At 62.7% G+C, this 21,599-nt stretch carries 15 protein-coding genes and 6 tRNA genes; 20 read left to right on the top strand and 1 reads right to left on the bottom strand.

What is annotated here, in order from left to right; genetic code table 11:
• Positions 1-261: 261 nt before the first annotated feature.
• From APH27_RS20310 to mgtE, 16 genes are all read left to right on the top strand, one after another.
• Positions 262-1,482: an aspartate aminotransferase family protein gene (locus APH27_RS20310; RefSeq protein ID WP_027921092.1), complete on the top strand. Its 1,221-nt coding sequence runs from the start codon at positions 262-264 to the stop codon at positions 1,480-1,482.
• 126 nt (positions 1,483-1,608) lie between these two features.
• Complete coding sequence (gene aruF / locus APH27_RS20305) at positions 1,609-2,628, top strand: arginine/ornithine succinyltransferase subunit alpha (RefSeq protein WP_060485742.1); 1,020 nt, start codon at positions 1,609-1,611, stop codon at positions 2,626-2,628.
• A 79-nt stretch (positions 2,629-2,707) separates the two neighbouring features.
• On the top strand, positions 2,708-3,736 hold the full coding sequence (gene astA, locus APH27_RS20300; protein ID WP_027921094.1) for an arginine N-succinyltransferase: 1,029 nt from the start codon (positions 2,708-2,710) through the stop codon (positions 3,734-3,736).
• Complete coding sequence (gene astD, locus APH27_RS20295; RefSeq protein WP_060485741.1) at positions 3,737-5,200, top strand: succinylglutamate-semialdehyde dehydrogenase; 1,464 nt, start codon at positions 3,737-3,739, stop codon at positions 5,198-5,200. It abuts the gene before it with no gap.
• Positions 5,201-5,223: 23 nt separating this feature from the next.
• Positions 5,224-6,573, top strand: a complete 1,350-nt coding sequence (gene astB / locus APH27_RS20290; RefSeq protein ID WP_060485740.1) for an N-succinylarginine dihydrolase — start codon at positions 5,224-5,226, stop codon at positions 6,571-6,573.
• A gap of 14 nt (positions 6,574-6,587) precedes the next feature.
• A complete protein-coding gene (locus APH27_RS20285) occupies positions 6,588-6,878 on the top strand; it encodes a hypothetical protein (protein WP_027921097.1) in 291 nt (96 codons plus the stop codon).
• 10 nt (positions 6,879-6,888) lie between these two features.
• Positions 6,889-7,896, top strand: coding sequence for a succinylglutamate desuccinylase (gene astE, locus APH27_RS20280; RefSeq protein ID WP_027921098.1), 1,008 nt, complete (start codon positions 6,889-6,891; stop codon positions 7,894-7,896).
• Positions 7,897-8,202: 306 nt separating this feature from the next.
• Positions 8,203-10,827, top strand: a complete 2,625-nt coding sequence (gene alaS / locus APH27_RS20275) for an alanine--tRNA ligase (RefSeq protein ID WP_060485739.1) — start codon at positions 8,203-8,205, stop codon at positions 10,825-10,827.
• A gap of 244 nt (positions 10,828-11,071) precedes the next feature.
• Positions 11,072-12,307 (top strand): aspartate kinase, encoded by a 1,236-nt coding sequence (locus APH27_RS20270; protein WP_027921100.1) that lies wholly within the window; start codon positions 11,072-11,074, stop codon positions 12,305-12,307.
• Between the two features lie 167 nt (positions 12,308-12,474).
• A complete protein-coding gene (gene csrA, locus APH27_RS20265; protein ID WP_003254503.1) occupies positions 12,475-12,663 on the top strand; it encodes a carbon storage regulator CsrA in 189 nt (62 codons plus the stop codon).
• 72 nt (positions 12,664-12,735) lie between these two features.
• Positions 12,736-12,826: transfer RNA gene (locus APH27_RS20260), tRNA-Ser, on the top strand.
• Positions 12,827-12,932: 106 nt separating this feature from the next.
• Positions 12,933-13,009 (top strand) — tRNA-Arg (locus APH27_RS20255).
• Between the two features lie 72 nt (positions 13,010-13,081).
• Positions 13,082-13,158 (top strand) — tRNA-Arg (locus tag APH27_RS20250).
• A 70-nt stretch (positions 13,159-13,228) separates the two neighbouring features.
• Positions 13,229-13,305: transfer RNA gene (locus APH27_RS20245), tRNA-Arg, on the top strand.
• Positions 13,306-13,375: 70 nt separating this feature from the next.
• A tRNA-Arg gene (locus tag APH27_RS20240) sits at positions 13,376-13,452 on the top strand.
• Between the two features lie 376 nt (positions 13,453-13,828).
• Complete coding sequence (mgtE, locus tag APH27_RS20235; RefSeq protein ID WP_027921101.1) at positions 13,829-15,271, top strand: magnesium transporter; 1,443 nt, start codon at positions 13,829-13,831, stop codon at positions 15,269-15,271.
• Positions 15,272-15,379: 108 nt separating this feature from the next.
• Here the strand turns inward: mgtE and APH27_RS20230 are convergent, their stop codons facing one another.
• Entirely contained in the window at positions 15,380-15,706 is a 327-nt protein-coding gene (locus APH27_RS20230; protein WP_003254499.1) for an Arc family DNA-binding protein, read from the bottom strand.
• 347 nt (positions 15,707-16,053) lie between these two features.
• Between APH27_RS20230 and phnN the strand changes: the two genes are divergently transcribed.
• The 4 genes from phnN (at position 16,054) to APH27_RS20210 (ending at position 21,597) form a co-directional block, all read left to right on the top strand.
• Complete coding sequence (gene phnN, locus APH27_RS20225) at positions 16,054-16,641, top strand: phosphonate metabolism protein/1,5-bisphosphokinase (PRPP-forming) PhnN (RefSeq protein WP_060485738.1); 588 nt, start codon at positions 16,054-16,056, stop codon at positions 16,639-16,641.
• A 127-nt stretch (positions 16,642-16,768) separates the two neighbouring features.
• Positions 16,769-16,843 (top strand) — tRNA-Arg (locus APH27_RS20220).
• Between the two features lie 202 nt (positions 16,844-17,045).
• A complete protein-coding gene (locus APH27_RS20215) occupies positions 17,046-18,023 on the top strand; it encodes a TauD/TfdA family dioxygenase (protein WP_027921103.1) in 978 nt (325 codons plus the stop codon).
• A gap of 169 nt (positions 18,024-18,192) precedes the next feature.
• Entirely contained in the window at positions 18,193-21,597 is a 3,405-nt protein-coding gene (locus APH27_RS20210; RefSeq protein ID WP_060485737.1) for a non-ribosomal peptide synthetase, read from the top strand.
• Positions 21,598-21,599: the final 2 nt, after the last annotated feature.

The following is a 21,599-nucleotide window of genomic DNA, read 5'->3' as shown; positions in this document are numbered from 1 at the left end:
ATTTTCGCCATTACACACCAACCACGCCTTGCATCCGCTGCTACATCCATTTGCCTGTGCACACCCGTTCACCCAGCCCCCTCTCTCCCGTACACTGCGCGATTGCGACAGTGTTTGTCGCATTGCCGAAAGCCTTGGTAAAACTGGGTTTTGCGCTGTAACAAGTTGTCGCTTGGCCGCAAGGACAGGCGCGGATCAGTCCTTACAATCCCCCCCATCGCTCGCCACTTCCAGGCCAGCGTTCCTCTTCAGGAGACTCAGATGTCCGTTGAGCAAGCCCCGGTGCAACGTGCCGATTTCGACCAGGTCATGGTTCCCAATTATTCTCCGGCGGCCTTCATTCCTGTGCGAGGCGAGGGTTCCCGCGTCTGGGACCAGTCGGGCCGTGAGCTCATCGATTTTGCCGGCGGCATCGCGGTGAACGCCCTGGGCCACTGCCACCCGGCACTGGTCAAGGCCCTGACCGAACAGGCCAATACCCTCTGGCACGTATCCAACGTCTTCACCAACGAGCCGGCCCTGCGCCTGGCGCACAAGCTGGTCGATGCCACCTTTGCCGACCGTGCGTTCTTCTGCAACTCCGGCGCCGAGTCCAACGAGGCCGCCTTCAAGCTGGCTCGCCGCGTCGCCCACGACCGCTTCGGCCCTGAAAAGCACGAAATCATCGCCACCGTGAACAGCTTCCATGGTCGCACCCTGTTCACCGTCAGCGTCGGTGGCCAGCCGAAGTACTCCGACGGCTTCGGCCCGAAGATCACCGGCATCAGCCACGTGCCCTACAACGACCTGGAAGCGCTGAAGGCACAGATTTCCGACAAAACCTGCGCCGTGGTGATCGAGCCGATCCAGGGCGAGAGTGGTGTGGTACCGGCCGACAAGGCTTACCTGGAAGGTGCCCGCAAGCTGTGCGACGAACACAATGCCCTGCTGATCTTTGATGAAGTGCAGACTGGCGTTGGCCGTACCGGTTCGTTGTACGCCTACCAGCACTACGGTGTGACCCCGGACATCCTGACCAGTGCCAAGAGCCTGGGCGGTGGTTTCCCGATTGGCGCCATGCTGACCACCACCGACATCGCCAGGCACCTGGCCGTGGGTACCCACGGCACCACCTACGGCGGCAACCCGCTGGGCTGCGCCGTTGCTTGCGCCGTGCTGGACGTGATCAACACCCCGCAGACCCTGGCCGGCATCAAGGCCAAGCACGAGCGCTTCAAGTCCCGCCTGGAGAAGATCGGCCAGCAGTACGGCCTGTTCAGCCAGGTGCGTGGCGTCGGCCTGCTGATCGGCTGCGTGCTGACCGAAGCCTGGCAGGGCAAGGCCAAGGACGTGCTCAACGCCGCTGAAAAAGAAGGCGTGATGGTGCTGCAGGCCGGCCCTGATGTGGTCCGTTTCGCGCCAAGCCTGGTGGTCGAAGATGCCGATATCGACGAAGGCCTGAACCGCTTTGAACGCGCTGTGGCGCAACTGACCAAAGGCTGATCGGCCTGCGGTCGCTTCACCGATCCGTCGCGGGTCGGTGAAGCTCGAATTCCAGTGCGGGTGCCGTTGCGCCCGCCGTTTTTCCGTGCCGTCCTGGATGGCCCGTTTTTCCAAAGGAGTGACACCATGCTGGTGATGCGCCCCGCGCAAATGGCTGACCTGAACGAAGTGCAGCGCATGGCTGCCGACAGCCCCGTTGGTGTCACCTCGCTGCCGGACGATGCCGCCCGCCTGGGCGACAAGATTGCCGCGTCGGAAACCTCCTTCGCTGCTGAAGTCAGCTTCAACGGTGAAGAGAGCTACTTCTTCGTGCTCGAAGACAGCGACACCGGCAAGCTCGCCGGCTGCTCGGCCATCGTTGCTTCGGCCGGCTACTCCGAGCCGTTCTACAGCTTTCGCAACGAGACCTTCGTGCACGCCTCGCGCGAGCTGAAGATCCACAACAAGATCCATGTCTTGTCGCTGTGCCACGACCTCACCGGCAATAGCCTGCTGACCAGTTTCTATGTGTTGCCGGAACTGGTGAACAGTGGTTGGGCGGAGCTCAACTCCCGAGGTCGCCTGCTGTTCATGGCTTCGCACCCCGAGCGCTTCGCCGATTCGGTGGTCACCGAAATCGTCGGCTACAGCGACGAGCAGGGCGAGTCGCCGTTCTGGGACGCCATCGGCCGCAACTTCTTCGACCTCAACTACGCCCATGCCGAGCGCCTGTGCGGCCTGAAGAGCCGCACCTTCCTCGCCGAACTGATGCCGCATTACCCGATCTATGTGCCGCTGCTGCCCGATGAGGCCCAGGAAGCCATGGGCCAGGTGCACCCGCGGGCCCAGATCACCTTCGATATCCTTATGCGCGAAGGCTTCGAGACCGAGCACTACATCGACATCTTCGACGGCGGGCCGACCCTGCACGCGCGTGCCTCGGGCATCCGCTCGATCGCCCAGAGCCGCGTGGTGCCGGTCAAGGTGGACGATACCCCGGCCAAGGGCGGGCGCCCGTACCTGGTGTGCAACGGCCAGTTGCAGGACTACCGCGCAGTGTTGCTGGAGCTGGACTGGGTGCCGGGCAAGCCGGTCAGCCTGAGCAGCAAGGCGGCCGAGGCTCTGGGTGTAGGCGAAGGCGCCAGCGTGCGCCTGGTTGCCGCCTGAGCCCCGGCGCGCAAACCGGAACAGCAGGCAGGTATAGAGAGTCATGCGGCAGGCACAGGCCGCCGCACAAGGAGATAGCATGATCGTTCGTCCTGTACGCAGCAGCGATTTACCCGCGCTGATCGAGTTGGCCCGCAGTACCGGTACCACCGGGCTGACCACCCTGCCAGCCAACGAGGAGCGCCTTGGCCACCGTGTTGGCTGGGCCGAGAAGAGCTTCCGTGGCGAAGCCGAGCGTGGCGACACCGATTACCTGTTCGTGCTTGAGAACGATGAAGGGCTGGTGGTCGGCATCAGTGCCATCGCCGGGGCCGTGGGCCTGCGCGAGCCCTGGTACAACTACCGGGTCGGCCTGACGGTCAGCGCCTCTCAGGAACTGAAGATCTACCGCGAAATCCCCACGCTGTTCCTGGCCAACGACCTGACCGGCAATTCCGAACTGTGCTCGCTGTTCCTGCGAAGCGACTATCGCTCCGGGCTCAACGGCCGCTTGCTGTCGCGTGCGCGCATGCTGTTCATTGCCGAATTCCCTGAACTGTTCGGTAACAAGATCATCGCTGAAATGCGCGGCATGTCCGATGAGCAGGGCCGTTCGCCGTTCTGGGAAAGCCTGGGCCGGCACTTCTTCAGGATGGAGTTCAGCCAGGCCGACTACCTCACTGGCGTGGGCAACAAGTCGTTCATCGCCGAGCTGATGCCCAAGTTTCCGCTTTACACCTGCTTCCTGTCCGAAGCTGCGCGCAGTGTCATCGGCCGCGTACACACCGACACCGAGCCTGCGCTGGCGATGCTCAAGCAGGAAGGCTTCAGCTACCAGGGCTACGTCGATATCTTCGACGCCGGCCCGGCCATCGAATGCGAGACCTCTAAGATCCGCGCCGTGCGCGACAGCGAGACCCTGGTGCTGGCCGTGGGCACGCCAGGCGATGACGCTACCCCTTACATCATCCACAACCGCAAGCGCGACGACTGCCGCATCACTGCTGCGCCCGCGCGCCTGGCCGCCGGCACCCTGGTGGTCGACCCGCAGACCGCCAAGCGTCTGCGCATGGGCGCCGGCGACAATGTGCGCGCCGTGCCGCTGTCGGCAAGCCGGGAGGCCCAGTAAATGACTACGCATTACATCGCAGGCAACTGGCTGGCGGGCAAGGGCGAAGCCCTGCAGTCGCTCAATCCGGTGACTCAGGCGGTTGTCTGGCAAGGGCAGGGCGCCGATGCCGGCCAGGTCGACTCAGCCGTCAAGGCTGCCCGCCAGGCATTCCCGGCCTGGGCGCAACTGAGCCTGGAAGCGCGTATCGACGTGCTGGAGAAGTTCGCCGAGCAATTGAAGCAACATGCCGAGGCGCTGGCGCACTGCATCGGTGAGGAAACCGGCAAGCCGTTGTGGGAATCGGCCACGGAAGTGACCAGCATGGTCAACAAGGTGGCGATTTCGGTGCAGAGCTACCGCGAGCGCACTGGCGAGAAGAGCGGCCCGCTGGCCGATGCCACGGCCGTGCTGCGGCACAAGCCCCATGGTGTGGTGGCGGTGTTCGGCCCGTACAACTTCCCCGGGCATTTGCCCAATGGCCATATCGTCCCGGCGCTGCTGGCGGGTAACTGTGTGGTGTTCAAGCCTAGCGAGCTGACCCCCAAGGTCGCCGAGCTGACGGTCAATTGCTGGATCGCCGCGGGCCTGCCGGCCGGGGTGCTCAACCTGGTTCAGGGAGCACGTGAAACCGGTGTGGCACTGGCTGCCAACCGGGGTATCGACGGCCTGTTCTTCACGGGCTCCAGTCGCACCGGCAACCTGCTGCACCAACAGTTTGCCGGGCGCCCGGACAAGATCCTCGCCCTGGAAATGGGCGGCAACAACCCGTTGGTGGTGGATGAGGTCAAGGACCTCGACGCCGCGGTGTACACCATCATCCAGTCGGCGTTCATCTCTGCCGGCCAGCGCTGCACGTGTGCGCGCCGTCTGCTGGTGCCGCAGGGGGCCTGGGGCGATGCGCTGGTCGCCCGGCTGGTCGAAGTGTGCCAGGGCATTACCGTCGGTGCTTTCGATCAGCAGCCGGCGCCATTCATGGGCTCGGTGATCTCGTTGCAGGCGGCGCAGGCCCTGATCGCAGCCCAGGCCGAACTGCTGGCCAAGGGCGCCGTGAAACTGTTGGCAATGACCCAGCCCCAGGCCGACGCCGCGCTGCTGACGCCTGGCATTCTCGATGTCACCGCCGTGGCCGAACGCCCGGACGAAGAGTTCTTCGGCCCGCTGCTGCAAGTGATCCGCTATGCCGATTTCGATGCTGCCATCGACGAGGCCAATAACACCCAGTACGGCCTGGCCGCCGGCCTGTTGTCCGATTCCCGTGCCCGCTACCAGTACTTCTGGCTGCGCAGCCGCGCCGGCATCGTCAACTGGAACAAGCAGCTGACCGGCGCCGCCAGCAGTGCGCCGTTCGGCGGTGTGGGCGCCAGTGGCAACCATCGTGCCAGCGCCTATTACGCAGCCGATTACTGCGCTTACCCCGTAGCTTCGCTGGAGACCGCCAGCCTTGCCTTGCCGGCGACCCTGACGCCGGGCGTCACCCTATAACAACAGGTCACGGAGCCTAGCCGATGAAATCCTATGAAGTGAATTTTGATGGCCTGGTGGGGCCTACCCACAACTACGGCGGCCTGTCCTACGGTAACGTGGCTTCGCAAAGCAACAGCCAGCAAGGCTCCAACCCGCGTGAAGCCGCGCGTCAGGGCCTGGCCAAGATGAAAGCGCTGGCCGACATGGGCTTCAAGCAGGGTGTGCTGGCGCCACAGGAGCGCCCCGACGTGGCCGCCCTGCGCCGCCTGGGCTTCAGCGGCAGCGATGCCGAGGTGATCCAGCGTGCCGCCAAGGAGGCCATGCCGTTGCTGGTCGCCAGTTGCTCGGCCTCGAGCATGTGGGTGGCCAATGCCGCCACTGTCAGCCCGAGTGCCGACACCGCAGATGGCCGCGTGCACTTCACGGCTGCCAACCTCAATTGCAAGTACCACCGCAGCATCGAGCACCCGACCACCAGCCGCGTGCTGGCGGCGATGTTCAACAACGAGAAATACTTTGCCCACCACGAAGCCCTGCCTGCCGTGGCACAGTTCGGCGACGAGGGCGCGGCCAACCACACGCGCTTCTGCCGTGACTATGGCGAGGCCGGGGTGGAGTTCTTCGTTTATGGCCGCAGCGCCTTCGACAGCCGCTACCCGGCGCCGCAGAAGTACCCGGCGCGGCAGACGCTGGAGGCTTCGCAGGCCGTGGCCAGGCTGCATGGGCTGAGCGATGATGGTGTGGTCTACGCTCAACAGAACCCTGCGGTAATCGACCAGGGCGTGTTCCACAACGATGTGATTTCGGTCGGTAACGGTGAAGTGCTGTTCTATCACGAGGACGCTTTCCTCGAGACCGACGCGGTGCTTGGCCAACTGCAGGCTAAACTGGCCAGCAAGGGTGGCAACTTCCAGGCCATCCGTGTGCCACGCGCGGCGGTAGCGGTAGAGGATGCAGTGCGTTCCTACCTGTTCAACAGTCAGCTGCTCAGCCGTGACGATGGTTCGATGCTGCTGGTGGTGCCGGAGGAGTGCCGCAACAACGAGCGGGTCTGGGCCTACCTCGGCCAACTGACCGCCCAGGGGGGCGCGGTGAAGGAGGTCAAGGTGTTCGACCTCAAGCAGAGCATGCAGAACGGCGGTGGCCCGGCTTGCCTGCGTTTGCGCGTGGCATTGAAGGAATCGGAACTGGCGGCGGTCAATCCAGGCGTTATCATGACCGCCCCGCTGTACGACACGCTGGTGCAGTGGGTCGACAAGCACTACCGCGATCGCCTTGGCGAAGCCGACCTTGCCGACCCGCAGCTGCTGCTGGAATGCCGTACCGCGCTGGATGAATTGACCCAGATCCTGAAGTTGGGCTCGGTGTACCCGTTCCAACGCCAACCTTGAAGAGAGAATTTGCAATGACCGACGCCCTGCGCCTGATCCTCGAAGATGTAGACGGCACCCAGCTGGAAACCTCCTGCACCCGTTTTGCCATTGTCTGGCAAGGCAAGGAAGTGTGGGTTCAGCAGGACGGCCGTGGCCAGCTGCTGATCGGCGTGGATGTCGAGGAAGGCGATGCTGAATACGCCAACCTGCTGCTGCGCCCGATGGCCACCAACCTGGTCAGCCTGCAGCTGGAAATGGAGCCGGCAGAGGTCGGCGAAGATGACGATCACGTCCATGGCCCCGACTGCGGCCACCACCACTAAGGAAGCGCCTATGCTCGCCCTTGGCAAATTGCTCGAGCTGACCCTGACCGATCACGAGCCGGCCGAGAAGACCCAAGTGACACCCAAGGGCGTGCGGTTGCGCTGGTTGGGGGAGGGCGCACTGGAGGTGCGCCCACCTGAAGGCGAGGATTGTGGGCTGGACCTGCTGCTGTCGGCCGGCATACACGGCAACGAGACGGCACCGATCGAGCTGCTCGAAAGGCTCCTGCATGGCGTTGCCAACGGCAAGGTCAAGCCGCGCGCGCGGATTCTGTTCCTGTTCGGCAACCCCGTGGCCATCCGCAAGGGCGAGCGCTTCGTCGAGCAGGATATCAACCGCCTGTTCAACGGCCGCCACGAGCTCTCCAGTGGTTTCGAGGCATTGCGTGCAGCCGAGCTGGAGCAGTTCGCCCGGGTGTTCTTCAGCAAGCCGGAACGCACCCGCCTGCATTACGACCTGCATACAGCCATCCGCGGTTCGAAAATCGAGCAGTTTGCCCTGTACCCTTATAAAGAGGGGCGCAAGCATTCCCGTCGCGAGCTGGCCCGCCTGGCGGCAGCCGGCATGGAGGCTGTGCTGCTGCAGAACAAGTCGTCGATCACCTTCAGTGCCTTCACCTACGAACAGCTGGATGCCGAGGCATTTACCCTGGAGCTCGGCAAGGCCCGGCCGTTCGGGCAGAACGAGCAGGTCAACCTCGACAGGCTCGAAGAGCGCCTGATTCGTATCATCGAGGATACCGAGCCCGAGATCGACGGCTCGCTGGACGGCCTGAAGCTGTTCAGCGTGGCGCGCGAGATCATCAAGCACAGTGACAGCTTCCACCTGCACCTGCCGGCGGACATCGAGAACTTCTCCGAGCTGAGCAAGGGTTACCTGCTGGCCGAGGACCTGGCAGAGATGCGCTGGGTGGTCGAGGAGGAGGGGGCGCGGATCATTTTCCCCAACCCCAGGGTCAAGAATGGCCTGCGTGCCGGGATCCTGATCGTGCCAGATTCGGGGCAGCGCCTGGGCTGAGGCCAAAGCCGCCGTTGAAAACGGCGGCTGGTTTTCGGATCCGATTATTGATGAAAACCTTTTAATTCACCGCCTGTTCCATTTTCCCTTCCCTTGGGCGGTAATTGGCTTGCCAGTGGCGAAAGGCTGCATTTAGCATCCGCCCATGTCATTTTGTTTTGCAGGCGCCTTAAAAGCCGTCCAATCGACGCTTTCTATCGCATAAACACACTGCACCGAGATTGCAGGACCGATATAATGCGGCCCTTTGCCGTCGTTTCGTCGACGTGTTTGCCCCCAAGGGCCGCCGTTTCCGTGGAAGAACCTATGAAAAGCGCAGAAATCCGTGAAGCCTTCCTTCGCTTCTTCGAAGAGCAGGGCCATACCCGAGTCGCCTCCAGTTCGCTGATCCCGAACAACGACCCGACCCTGCTGTTCACCAACGCTGGCATGAACCAGTTCAAGGACTGCTTCCTCGGTGCCGAGAAGCGTGCCTACACCCGCGCAGTCAGCAGCCAGAAGTGCGTGCGTGCCGGTGGCAAGCACAACGACCTGGAAAACGTCGGTTATACCGCGCGTCACCACACCTTCTTCGAAATGCTGGGCAACTTCAGCTTCGGTGACTACTTCAAGCGCGACGCCATCACCTTCGCCTGGACCTTCCTGACGTCTGAGCAGTGGTTGAACCTGCCCAAGGAAAAGCTCTGGGTCACCGTCTACGCCTCTGACGACGAAGCCTACGACATCTGGACCAAGGAAGTCGGCGTGCCGGCCGAGCGCATGGTGCGCATCGGTGACAACAAAGGCGCCCCGTACGCCTCCGACAACTTCTGGACCATGGGCGACACCGGCCCGTGCGGCCCGTGCACCGAGATCTTCTACGACCACGGCGCCGACATCTGGGGCGGCCCACCCGGCTCGCCGGAAGAAGACGGCGACCGCTACATCGAGATCTGGAACAACGTCTTCATGCAGTTCAACCGCACTGCCGATGGCGTACTGCATCCGCTGCCAGCGCCGTCGGTCGATACCGGCATGGGCCTGGAGCGCATCAGTGCGGTCATGCAGCACGTGCACTCGAACTACGAGATCGATCTGTTCCAGAACCTGCTGTCTGCCGCGGCCAAGGCCATCGGTTGCAGCAACGACGGCCAGGCATCGCTGAAAGTGGTTGCCGACCACATCCGTTCCTGCGGCTTCCTGATTGCCGACGGCGTGCTGCCGTCCAACGAAGGCCGTGGCTACGTGCTGCGCCGCATCATTCGCCGCGCTTGCCGCCACGGCAACAAGCTGGGCGCCAAGGGCAGCTTCTTCTACCAGATCGTCGCTGCCCTGGCCGCCGAGATGGGCGAGGCCTTCCCAGAGCTGAAGAACCAGCAAGCGCACATCGAGCGTGTGCTCAAGGCTGAAGAAGAGCAGTTCGCCAAGACCCTGGAGCAGGGCCTGCGCATCCTCGAGCAGGACCTGGCGCAACTCAAGGGCGACGTGGTCCCGGGCGACGTGGTGTTCAAACTGTACGACACCTACGGCTTCCCGATGGACCTCACCGCCGACATCGCCCGTGAGCGCGAGCTGACCATCGACGAAGCCGGCTTCGAGCGTGAAATGGAAGCCCAGCGCGAGCGTGCCCGTTCCGCCAGCAGCTTCGGCATGGATTACAACAGCCTGGTCAAGGTCGACAGCGCCACCGAGTTCCTCGGTTATGACGCCACCGAAGGCCAGGGCAAGATCATCGCCCTGTACAAGGACGGCCAGTCCGTCGATCAGCTGGGTGAAGGCGAGCAGGGCGTCGTGGTCCTCGATCGCACGCCGTTCTACGCCGAATCCGGCGGCCAGGTCGGTGACAGCGGCTTCCTGCAGGCCGGCGCTGCACGTTTCGATGTGCGCGACACCACCAAGACCGGCGGTGCCTTCCTGCACCACGGCGTGGTCGCCAGCGGTGCACTGGTCATCGGCTCGCCAGTCGAGGCCAAGGTCGATGCCGACGTGCAGCACGCCACCTCGCTGAACCACTCGGCCACTCACCTGCTGCACGAAGCGCTGCGCCAGGTCCTGGGCGAGCACGTGCAGCAGAAGGGATCGCTGGTCGACAGCCAGCGCCTGCGTTTCGACTTCAGCCACTTCGAAGCGGTAACGCCTGCGCAGATCAAGGCCCTGGAAGACATCGTCAACCGTGAAGTGCGCAAGAACACCCCGGTTGAAACCGAGCTGACCGATATCGAAACCGCCAAGGCCAAGGGTGCCATGGCCCTGTTTGGCGAGAAGTACGGTGATACCGTGCGCGTGCTGAGCATGGGCGGCGACTTCTCCGTCGAGCTGTGCGGTGGTATCCACGCCAAGCGCACCGGCGATATCAGCCTGTTCAAGATCATCAGCGAAGGCGGCGTGGCCTCGGGCGTACGCCGTATCGAAGCGGTTACCGGTGCCTCTGCACTGGCCTACCTGAATGCTGCCGAAGAGCAGGTCAAGGAAGCCGCGCAGTTGGTCAAAGGCAACCGTGACAACCTGATCGACAAGCTGTCGGCTGTGCTTGAGCGCAACCGTCAGCTGGAAAAGCAGCTCGAGCAGCTGCAGGCCAAGGCCGCCAGCGCCGCCGGGGACGATCTCTCCAATGCGGCCGTTGAGGTCAAGGGTGCCAAGGTGCTTGCCGCTCGCCTGGATGGGCAGGATGGCAAGGCCCTGCTGGCCCTGGTCGATCAGTTGAAGAACAAGCTCGGCCACGCAGTGATCCTGCTGGGCAGCGAGCATGAGGGCAAGGTCGTGCTGGTGGCCGGCGTGACCAAAGACCTCTCCAGCCAACTCAAGGCTGGTGACCTGATGAAACAAGCCGCTGCGGCAGTGGGTGGCAAGGGCGGTGGCCGTCCGGACATGGCCCAGGGCGGTGGCGTCGACGTCGCTGCACTGGACCAGGCCCTGGCGCTGGCCGTGCCGTTTGCAGAGCAGGGACTTTGAGATGAAGGGGCCGGCGGTCTAGTGGCCTGTACGGCTAATTCTTGTGCTCAAATTCGAGTGCCAGGGTTTGCCGCGCAAGGCGCCGCGACGAGTCGTAGCTGGGCTACGGCGAGGAGTGGCAACGCTGCGAGGTGAATCCTGGTGCCGAATTTGAGTGCAAGAATTGGCCACACAGGCCACCTCGCCGGCTCCTTCATGTTGGATGGTTTTTTTGAGGCCCGGTATGGGCTGAGGCACCATTGAAATGGCGTTGATCGTACAGAAATTTGGCGGCACCTCTGTCGGTTCCATCGAGCGGATCGAGCAGGTAGCCGAAAAGGTCAAGAAACACCGTGAAGCGGGCGACGACCTGGTGGTTGTGCTGTCGGCCATGAGCGGTGAAACCAATCGCCTGATCGATCTGGCCAAGCAGATCACCGATCAGCCGGTTCCGCGTGAATTGGATGTGATCGTGTCGACCGGTGAGCAGGTCACCATTGCTCTGCTGACCATGGCCTTGATCAAGCGCGGTGTGCCAGCGGTGTCCTACACCGGCAACCAGGTGCGCATCCTCACCGACAGCGCGCACAACAAGGCGCGCATCCTGCAGATCGATGACCAGAAGATCCGTGCCGACCTCAAGGAAGGTCGCGTGGTCGTGGTGGCCGGTTTCCAGGGTGTCGACGAGCACGGCAGCATCACTACCCTCGGCCGTGGTGGCTCCGACACCACCGGCGTGGCGCTGGCGGCTGCGCTCAAGGCTGACGAGTGCCAGATCTACACCGACGTCGATGGCGTCTACACCACCGACCCGCGCGTCGTGCCGCAGGCCCGCCGCCTGGAGAAGATCACCTTTGAAGAGATGCTGGAAATGGCCAGCCTCGGTTCCAAGGTGCTGCAGATCCGCTCGGTGGAGTTCGCCGGCAAGTACAACGTTCCGCTGCGCGTGCTGCACAGCTTCAAGGAGGGTCCAGGTACCCTCATTACCATTGATGAAGAGGAATCCATGGAACAGCCGATCATTTCCGGTATCGCCTTCAACCGTGATGAGGCCAAGCTGACCATTCGTGGCGTGCCGGACACCCCGGGCGTTGCCTTCAAGATCCTCGGCCCGATCAGCGCTTCGAACATCGAAGTGGACATGATCGTGCAGAACGTTTCGCACGATAACACCACCGACTTCACCTTCACCGTGCACCGCAACGAGTACGAGAAGGCCTACAGCGTGCTGGAAAACACCGCACGTGAAATCGGTGCCCGTGAAGTGATCGGCGACACCAAGATCGCCAAGGTGTCGATCGTCGGCGTTGGCATGCGCTCCCACGCGGGCGTAGCCAGCCGCATGTTCGAAGCCCTGGCCAAGGAGAGCATCAACATCCAGATGATCTCCACGTCCGAAATCAAGGTCTCGGTGGTCATCGAAGAAAAGTACCTGGAGCTGGCCGTACGTGCGCTGCACACCGCGTTCGAGCTCGACGCTCCGGCCCGACAGGGCGAGTAACGCCTTGCCTGGAGGGCGCGGCTTAGCCGCGCCCTTCGCGTTTCTGGTCGCCACGCAGGCCCTGTCCTGCCGGCGGGGCGATCATCCAGGCCCTGTGCCGTGGCCCACGGCAAGGCCCTGACATCCCAAGACTGTAATCCCTGAATGTTTTGCGTAAGGAGAAAGCTATGTTGATTCTGACTCGTCGGTGCGCCGAGAGCCTGATCATTGGAGACGGCGAGATCACCGTGACGGTGCTCGGCGTCAAAGGCAACCAGGTGCGTATTGGCGTCAGCGCCCCGAAGGAAGTGGCTGTTCACCGAGAGGAAATCTACCTGCGGATCAAGAAGGAGAAGGATGAAGAGCCAAGCCTTTAATTTTTTTGAAGTTTTTTTCAAAAAAAGGGTTGCAAAGGTGAAAGAGGTTCTTTAATATTCGCCTCGTGTTGCGGTGAGGTGGCCGAGTGGCCGAAGGCGCTCCCCTGCTAAGGGAGTATACCTCATAAGGGTATCGGGGGTTCGAATCCCCCCTTCACCGCCATTATTTGCGTAGGGCGCTGTAAGCGGCAGGAACGCTAAGTCGTTGAAGTTAAACGAAAAAGTTCTTGCAAAAATGTTTCAGCGAACTATCATGCGCGGCAAGACACGGACTCATAGCTCAGCTGGATAGAGTACTCGGCTACGAACCGAGCGGTCGCAGGTTCGAATCCTGCTGAGTCCGCCACTTTTGAAGTGGCTTTGCTTTCAAAGCTGCTTCAAATCACCAGTGGTAATCTGGTCTAAAACTACCAACGACGGACTCATAGCTCAGCTGGATAGAGTACTCGGCTACGAACCGAGCGGTCGCAGGTTCGAATCCTGCTGAGTCCGCCACTTTTGAAGTGGCTTTGCTTGCAAAGCTGTTTCACCCGCCAGCGGTATCTGGTTTAAAACTGCCAACCACGGACTCATAGCTCAGCTGGATAGAGTACTCGGCTACGAACCGAGCGGTCGCAGGTTCGAATCCTGCTGAGTCCGCCACTTTTGAAGTGGCTCTGCTTGCAAAGTCGCTTCACCCACCAGTGGTAATCTGGTCTAAAACTACCACCACGGACTCATAGCTCAGCTGGATAGAGTACTCGGCTACGAACCGAGCGGTCGCAGGTTCGAATCCTGCTGAGTCCGCCATACAGTCAAGAAGCCCGCTCAATTGAGCGGGCTTTTTGTTTTCTGTTTCACTGCGTTGTCAGTGATGCCTACTAGACTGCACAGAAACCAGCCCGGCAGACTTTTGCGCGGCGCATGTGTTTTTAATTGCGCGCCTGCCGTCGCACTGATGGCTTCGAGCGTTGTCCCAGCTTTATCACGCAAACGATTGTTCTGGCCAAAATTTTAAGCGATCTGGCAGCTAAGGCAGTGTATGATTGCGCCCGTCAGCCCCGCCGGGGCTTGTGGAAAACCACCATGGACTTACCCAGTAGTTACTCCCTAACAAGATTCATACAGCTAGATCTGACTGATTGATTCTCCCGGCGTGCTCCGCTGCTGGGAGTGGAGTTCGCCTATGACTGAAGTAGAAGTAAAGAAAGCTCAAGAGAGCCTGCAGGATCGCCTGGCCCAGGTGGTCGAACTGTTGCAGCGCCAACGCGTGGTAGAAGACCTGACTCATCGTCAGGAAGGTCAGCACAATGACCTGGTGGAAAACCTCGTCCACCGTCAGAATCTGGTCGAGTTGCAACGCAAGCTCGACGATCTGCACCCGGCAGACATCGCCTACATCCTCGAAGCCTTGCCTCTGCAGGACCGCCTGACGGTCTGGCAGCTGGTGCGCTCGGATCGCGATGGCGACATCCTCCTCGAAGTTTCCGACTCTGTTCGTCAATCGCTGATCGCCGACATGGACGATCACGAGATCCTGGCTGCGGCCAAGGAAATGGACGCCGACGAACTGGCTGACCTGGCGCCAGAGCTGCCGCGTGACGTGGTTCACGAGCTGATGGAAAGCCTCGATGCCCAGCAGCGCGAGCGTGTGCGCTCGGCACTGAGCTACGACGAAGAGCAGGTCGGTGCGCTGATGGACTTCGAGATGGTCACCATCCGCGAAGACGTCAGCCTGGAAGTGGTGCTGCGTTACCTGCGCCGCCTGAAAGAGCTGCCCAACCACACCGACAAACTGTTCGTGGTCGACTATGAAGGCATCCTCAAGGGCGTGCTGCCGATCAAGCGCCTGCTGGTCAACGACCCAGAGAAGAAAGTGGCGGAGGTCATGGCAACCGACCCCGTGTCTTTCCACCCTGAGGAAGATGCCTACGACGCCGCCCAGGCCTTCGAGCGTTATGACCTGGTTTCGGCACCTGTGGTGGACAAGAGTGATCGCCTGATCGGCCGTCTGACCATCGACGAAATGGTCGACCTGATTCGCGAGGAGAGCGAAAGCGAAGTCCTCAACATGGCGGGTCTGCGTGAGGAGGAAGATATCTTCGCCTCGGTCTGGCGCTCTCTGCGCAACCGCTGGGCGTGGCTGGCGATCAACCTGATTACCGCCTTCGTCGCCTCGCGGGTGATCGGCCTGTTCGAAGGTTCGATCGAGAAACTGGTGGCGCTGGCTGCGCTGATGCCCATCGTTGCCGGTATTGGCGGCAACTCGGGTAACCAGACCATTACCATGATCGTCCGTGCCATGGCGCTGGACCAGGTATCGCCTGGCAATACCAGCCGGCTGATGCGCAAGGAGCTGGCGGTAGGGCTGCTCAATGGCCTGATCTGGGGTGGGGTGATTGGTGCGGTGGCGTTCTGGCTGTATGGCAGCTGGTCACTGGGCGTGGTAATGACTGCGGCGATGACCTTGAACCTGTTGCTGGCGGCGTTGATGGGCGTGCTCATCCCGATGACCCTGACGCGCCTGGGGCGCGACCCGGCAATGGGGTCAAGCGTGATGATCACTGCCGTGACCGACAGCGGCGGCTTCTTCATCTTCCTGGGCTTGGCAACGCTCTTCCTGCTCTGAGGAGTTGACGTTGGCGGGAGTGGTGGGGGAGCCGCGCTAAAGACCCGACAAAGCACAACGAAAAAAGCCAGCTTACGCTGGCTTTTTCGTGTCTGCTTGCTGCCGGCCTCAGGAGGCGTCGGCGGCCATTTCCACATCGTGAGCGATGAGGGCCACCAGTGCATTCTGCTGGCGGTGAGACAGCTGGCGGAAACGTTGCAGGAGCTCACGCTCGTGCAGCGACAGCTCCGGGCTGTCCAGGCGCATGCTCAGCTCGTCGCCCAGCGCGCCTTCCTGGATAAGGCTCTGCTCCAGGCGCGCGATGATTTCGGAGTTCATGCTGCGGTGATGGTTGCGCGCTACCTCGGCAATGCGCTCACGCATCCCGTCTGGCAGGCGGACGACGAACTTGTCAGCGGTGCGGCTCGAATAAATAGCCTGTTTCATTGGGCGCATATAAATTGACCGGATTTACTGGTTCAGGGGAAGCGGTTCTCAAATTGGCCGCACGGGGTGGAAGTACGACCGTGGCGACGACAAAATGTTCAACCGTCATGGAAATTTGGATGGTCATCTTGCCTCATGGTCGCCGTTTCCTTGGCGTCAATTCTGTGACAAATAGTGAGCTGGATAAAGGCTTTTTGCCAGTACCAATTATCAGAAATGAGCACTGGTTTGAAAAGTTTTTCATTATCCAACCCGCTTTACCGTCAGCCTTTTGCCGTCAAAAACCTGTAAAACGCAGCAAAAGTTGCAGAAAACACCTAGAATGCGCGGGTTTCCTTCCATAGAGCATAGTGGCTATGCAACATGACGCAAGCGCCCGAGATGGAGCCTCAGGCCGCCTGATATTTCTGGTAGGACCATCGGGTTCGGGAAAAGATTCCCTGATCAATGCTTCTCGTGCGCATTTGTCTGCCGCTGGGGTAGAAATTGCCCGTCGGGTCATCACGCGCTCGGCCGAGGCCAAGGGTGAAGAGGCCCACGGCGTGAGCGCGGAACGCTTCGCGCAGCTGCGCGAGGCAGGCGCATTCGCCATGCACTGGCAGGCCAATGGCTTGGAGTACGGGATTCCGGCCCAGGTGGATCAGTGGTTGGCGCAAGGGCGCTCAGTGCTGGTCAATGGCTCGCGGGCCTATCTGCCCGCCGCGCGCGAGCGATACCCGAATCTGCTGGCTGTGTGCCTCGACGTGCAACCCGAGGTGCTGCGTGAACGCTTGCTCGCCCGCGGGCGGGAAACCCCAGAGCAGGTCGACCAGCGCCTGGCGCGCAATGCCCGGCTTCAACTGGAGGCTGCGCCTTCGGTCCACACGCTCGACAATTCAGGTGATCTGGCTGCGGCGGTTACTGCCTTGTTCGAACTGCTGCGTCAGGAAAAGTTGATTGCCTGATCGCCCCCAGAAAAAACCTACGTGCAAAAAGCCCGATTCAGGCATGACAAACGGTGGCGCGCTGGTTAACATGCTCGCCGTCGCGCTAATGCTGCATTCAGCTCAGCAAAATCGCCGACGGGTTTCAGTCCCTGTAGTTTAATGGATAGAACGGGGTCCTCCTAAGACTCTGGTGCAGGTTCGATTCCTGCCGGGGACGCCATCCACGCTAAATCCCTCCCTCTGCCCCTCGTTTCCTCTGCACAAGGCCGACGTGCGCTGCGCGCCGGAACCTGAGCTCGCTGTCATTTTATCGAGGGTCGAAGGATGCATGCCGCCACCTGCTTCAAGGCCAGCCAGGCGCTGCCTGTTGCCATTCAATTGCTGCTCAGCCCGCTACGGCCCGCCGCCGTAAGGGGGAAGCCATGAGCGCCATACTGGAACTGCTTGCCCGGCCACTGCTGCCCGGCCAGCGCAACTTGCCCCTGCTGGTCGAGGCGCCCCACGCCGGCCTGGACCTCAATGAGGCGCTGGAGCCGATTCGCGAGTTGGTCGACCGCCACTTGCTCGATGCCGGTGGCATCCTTTTTCGCGGCTTCGACGTGGGTGGCGCCGAGGCCTTCCGCAGTTTCGCCGGCGGCTTCGGCCACGCGTTGCTGAATTACGAGTTCGGCTCTACCCCGCGCAGCAACGTCACCCAAGGTGTATACACCTCCACCGAGTACCCTCCGCACCAGAAAATCCCGCTGCACAACGAGCAGGCCTACACCCGCGAATGGCCGATGAAGATCTGGTTCTACAGCATGATCGCTGCCCAGAGCGGAGGGGAAACGCCAATCGCCGATAGCCGCGAAGTGTTCCGCCGTATCGACCGGCGCATTCACGAACGTTTCAATCGCCATGGGCTGATGTACGTGCGCAACTTCGGCAATGGCCTGGACGTGCCTTGGGAACAGGTATTCAACAGCGACGACCCGGCGGTGGTGGAGGCCTACTGCCAACGCCATGCGATCACCTGCGACTGGAAGGATGACGGTGAACTGCGCACCCGCCAGATCTGCCAGGCAGTGGCCCGCCACCCACGTACCGGTGAGGATGTGTGGTTCAACCAGGCGCACCTGTTCCATGTGTCCAACCTGCCGCCCGAAGTGCGTGAGAGCCTGCTGGAAATCGTCGACGAGCAAGACCTGCCACGCAACGTCTATTACGGCGACGGTTCAGCCATCGAAGACTCGATCCTCGACGAAGTGCGCGGCGTGCTGGATGAGTGCACCATCGCCTTCCCGTGGCAGGAGGGCGATGTGCTGATGCTCGATAACATGCTCGCCGCCCATGCCCGCAGCACCTTCACCGGCAAGCGCAAGGTCATCGTGGCCATGGCCGAGGGGCACGGCGCGGGCTGAGCCGCGCAAGCAGTGCAGCGACTGCCGGCACGTCTTCGGGCGCACCGGCGCGCGGTTGCCAAAGGGGCGCCACAGGTTTTGCCAACAGCGCCTAAATGCAAGCCGGAACCATTCGTTCAACAGGTATCGCGGAGCCCAGGGCGGCTCCCATCACCGGTTCGGACGACCTATGAGCACCCTCGATCAATCCCTGAAGCTGGCGCGCCGCTTCATTGAACTGCCGCTGGAAAAACGCCGTGTCTTCTTCGCCGCCCTGCGCGACGAGCAGGTCGATTTCACCCGCTATCCCATCCCCGACTGCAGCGGTGTCGCCGGCCGCGACCAGCTCTCCTATGCCCAGCAGCGCATGTGGTTCCTCTGGCAACTTGAGCCGGGCAGCGCTGCCTACAACCTGCCAGGGGCCGTACGCCTGCTCGGCAGCCTGAATCATCAGGCGCTGGAGCTGGCCTTTGCCGATCTGGTACAGCGCCATGAGTGCCTGCGTACCACTTTTGAGGAAGTCGAAGGGCAGGCCTTGCAGCATGTCGGTGACGGTGCGCAGGTGCAGGTTCGCCATGTCGACCTGACCGCCCTGGATGCGGACCAGCGCCTGCAGCGCACCCGGGAAGAAGTCGCCTGCGAAGCAGGCCTGCCGTTCGACCTGCAGCAGGGCCCGCTGCTGCGGGTAGCGTTGCTGCACCTGGCGGCGGATGAGCATGTGCTGCTGCTGACCATGCATCACATCATTGCCGACGGTTGGTCGATGAACATCCTCATCGAAGAGTTCATGCGCTGCCTGGACGCCCGCAGCGCTGGGCGCCAGGCCCAATTGCCGGGGCTAGCCGTGCACTACCGCGACTACGCCCTGTGGCAGCGCAGCTGGATGGAAGCCGGCGAGCAGGCGCGGCAGCTCGACTACTGGCGGGCGCAGCTGGGCGAGGAGCATGAGCCACTGGAATTGCCCACCGACCGGCCACGCCCGGCACAGCCGAGCCACGCCGGCGCGCGCCTGGAGTTCGCTATCGACGCCGAGCTGCGCAATGGCCTGAAGACGCTGGCCCAGCGCCAGGGCGTGACCTTGTTCGTGGTGCTGCTGGCGGCCTTCAAGACCTTGCTGTACCGCTACAGCGGGCAGGGCGATATCCGCGTCGGCGGCCTGATTGCCAACCGCAACCGCGGTGAGGTCGAGGGGCTGATCGGCTTCTTCGTCAATACCCAAGTGCTGCGCAGCCAGCTCGATGGCCGCCAGACCTTCGCGCAGCTGTTGCAAGCTCTGCGTCAGACCGCCCTGGGCGCGCAAGCCCACCAGGAGCTGCCGTTCGATGCGCTGCTGGAGGCGCTGCAGCCCAGCCGCAGCCAAAGCCACAACGCGTTGTTCCAAGTCATGTACAACCATCAGCCGCTGGTCACCGACATCCAGGGCATGCGCCTGGGCTGCGGCCTGCAGCTGGCGCATCTTGACGCCGAACAGAGCGTGGCCGGTGCCCGCAGCCATGCCGCCGCCAGTGACCTGATGCTGGAAACCCGCGAGGAAGGCGAACGCTTGCTGGCCGCCTTCACCTACGCCACCGACCTGTTCGATGCCGCCACCGTCGAGCGCATGGCCGGCCATTGGCGCAACCTGCTGCACAGTGTGCTCGCCGACCCGCAATGCCGACTCGGCGAGCTTCAAATGCTCGATGTTGCAGAGTCTCGCCAATTGCAGCATTGGGCGCTGCGTGCACCCGCTCCGCAGGCATCGGCAATGGCCCATCAGCGCTTCCAGGCACAGGCAGCGCGCACGCCCGAGGCGGTTGCCCTGGTGCTGGCCGGCGAAGGGCAGGGCGCCAGCCTGAGCTACGCCGAGCTGGAGCGCCGCAGCAACCGCCTGGCCCAACGCCTGATGCAGTCGGGTGTCGGCCCAGAGACCCTGGTCGGTGTAGCGCTGGAGCGTTCGCTGGACATGGGGGTTGCCCTGCTGGCGGTACTGAAGGCCGGTGGCGCTTATGTGCCGCTGGACCCGCAAGCACCCAGCGAGCGTATTGCCCAAGTGTTCGCCGACAGCGGCCTGCGCTGGCTGCTCACTCAATCGAACGTGCTCGGCCAGCTGCCAGAGGCTGACGGCATCGAGGTCGTGTGCCTGGATCAGGCGCAGGGTGAGCTTGCCGAGCAGCCTGAGCATGCCCCACCGGTATCGCTGCAGCCCGGCAACCTGGCCTACGTGATCTACACCTCCGGCTCCACCGGCCGCCCCAAAGGCGTCGCCATCAGCCATGGCGCGCTGGCCGAGTTCTGCGAACTGGCAACCGACTATTCGCGCCTGGCCGCGGAAGATCGTGTGCTGCAGTTCGCCACCTGCAGCTTCGACGGCTTCGTCGAGCAGTTCTACCCTCCGCTGTGCGTCGGCGCCCGCGTGGTGCTGCGCGACAGCCGCCTGTGGGACAGCGCCAGCTTCCTGCAGGCGCTGCAGCAGCACGGCATCACTGTCGCCGACCTGCCGGCGGCCTACTGGCACATGCTGGTGCAGGACTTCGCCCGCGCTACGCCACAGTCGTTTGCCGGACTGCGCCAGGTGCATGTCGGCGGTGAAGCCATGGCAGTCGATGGCCTCGACCTGTGGCGCCGCGCCGGCCTTGGCGGGGTGCGCTTGCTCAACACCTATGGCCCGACCGAGGCCACGGTAGTGTCAAGCATCCATGACTGCACGGCGCTGGCATCGCAGGATGTGTCCTGGCGCGGTATCCCCATTGGCCAGGGCCTGGCCGGCCGGTGCCTGTGCATCCTCGACGGCGAGATGCAGCCTGTGCCAGCGGGTGCCATCGGCGAGCTGTACATCGGTGGGCCCGGCCTGGCACGCGGTTATCACGGCCAGCCCGCGCTCAGCGCCGAACGCTTCCTGCCCGACCCTGAGAAGCCCGGTGAGCGCCTGTACCGCACCGGCGACCGCGCCCGCTTCGATGCCAGCGGTGCCATCGAGTACATCGGCCGAGTCGACCACCAGGTGAAGGTGCGCGGTTTCCGTATCGAGCTTGGCGAAATCGAGATGCGCCTGCAGCAATGCCCAGGTGTGCGCGAGGCGGCGGTGCTGGCCCTGGACATGGCCGGCGGGCGGCAGCTGGTGGCTTATGTGGTCACCCACGCCGATGGCGCCAGTGACGAAGCGCAGCGCCGGGCGATCCGCGAGAGCCTGCGCGCGACGCTGCCGGACTACATGGTCCCTTCGCACCTGGTGCTGTTGAACAACCTGCCGCTGACCCCCAGCGGCAAGCTTGACCGCAAGGCCTTGCCCGCGCCCGACCCGAGCCAGTTGCAGGCCAGCTTCCGCGCGCCGGTCAGCGAGCAGGAGCAACAGCTGGCGGCGATCTGGATGGAAGTCCTGCAGGTGCCCCGCGTCGGTCTCGACGACAGCTTCTTCGACCTTGGCGGGCACTCGCTGCTGGCGGCCCAGGTCATCGCCCGGATCAAGTCCGAGCTGGGTGTCGCGCTGCCCATGCGCAGCCTGTTCGAGCGCCCGCACCTGGCCGCCCTGGCTGAAGAGCTGCAGGCCCTCGGCGGCACCGCTGACGAGGACTGGGCCGACATGGAAGCGTTCATGAATTCACTGGAGGAGGTTTGAGC

It is taken from the genome of Pseudomonas sp. NBRC 111123 (assembly GCF_001320205.1).
Taxonomy (GTDB): Bacteria; Pseudomonadota; Gammaproteobacteria; order Pseudomonadales; family Pseudomonadaceae; genus Aquipseudomonas; species Aquipseudomonas putida_J.
The sequence above is the reverse complement of the archived record's forward strand: the minus strand, read 5'-3'. Positions and strand labels throughout refer to the sequence as shown.

Excerpts from the sequence above, each read along its gene's own strand:
- APH27_RS20310 (WP_027921092.1), top strand. The coding sequence starts at position 262 with ATGTCCGTTGAGCAAGCCCCGGTGCAACGTGCCGATTTCGACCAGGTC.
- aruF (WP_060485742.1), top strand. The coding sequence starts at position 1,609 with ATGCTGGTGATGCGCCCCGCGCAAATGGCTGACCTGAACGAAGTGCAG.
- astA (WP_027921094.1), top strand. The coding sequence starts at position 2,708 with ATGATCGTTCGTCCTGTACGCAGCAGCGATTTACCCGCGCTGATCGAG.
- astD (WP_060485741.1), top strand. The coding sequence starts at position 3,737 with ATGACTACGCATTACATCGCAGGCAACTGGCTGGCGGGCAAGGGCGAA.
- astB (WP_060485740.1), top strand. The coding sequence starts at position 5,224 with ATGAAATCCTATGAAGTGAATTTTGATGGCCTGGTGGGGCCTACCCAC.
- APH27_RS20285 (WP_027921097.1), top strand. The coding sequence starts at position 6,588 with ATGACCGACGCCCTGCGCCTGATCCTCGAAGATGTAGACGGCACCCAG.
- astE (WP_027921098.1), top strand. The coding sequence starts at position 6,889 with ATGCTCGCCCTTGGCAAATTGCTCGAGCTGACCCTGACCGATCACGAG.
- alaS (WP_060485739.1), top strand. The coding sequence starts at position 8,203 with ATGAAAAGCGCAGAAATCCGTGAAGCCTTCCTTCGCTTCTTCGAAGAG.
- APH27_RS20270 (WP_027921100.1), top strand. The coding sequence starts at position 11,072 with ATGGCGTTGATCGTACAGAAATTTGGCGGCACCTCTGTCGGTTCCATC.
- csrA (WP_003254503.1), top strand. The coding sequence starts at position 12,475 with ATGTTGATTCTGACTCGTCGGTGCGCCGAGAGCCTGATCATTGGAGAC.
- mgtE (WP_027921101.1), top strand. The coding sequence starts at position 13,829 with ATGACTGAAGTAGAAGTAAAGAAAGCTCAAGAGAGCCTGCAGGATCGC.
- APH27_RS20230 (WP_003254499.1), bottom strand. The coding sequence starts at position 15,706 with ATGCGCCCAATGAAACAGGCTATTTATTCGAGCCGCACCGCTGACAAG.
- phnN (WP_060485738.1), top strand. The coding sequence starts at position 16,054 with ATGCAACATGACGCAAGCGCCCGAGATGGAGCCTCAGGCCGCCTGATA.
- APH27_RS20215 (WP_027921103.1), top strand. The coding sequence starts at position 17,046 with ATGAGCGCCATACTGGAACTGCTTGCCCGGCCACTGCTGCCCGGCCAG.
- APH27_RS20210 (WP_060485737.1), top strand. The coding sequence starts at position 18,193 with ATGAGCACCCTCGATCAATCCCTGAAGCTGGCGCGCCGCTTCATTGAA.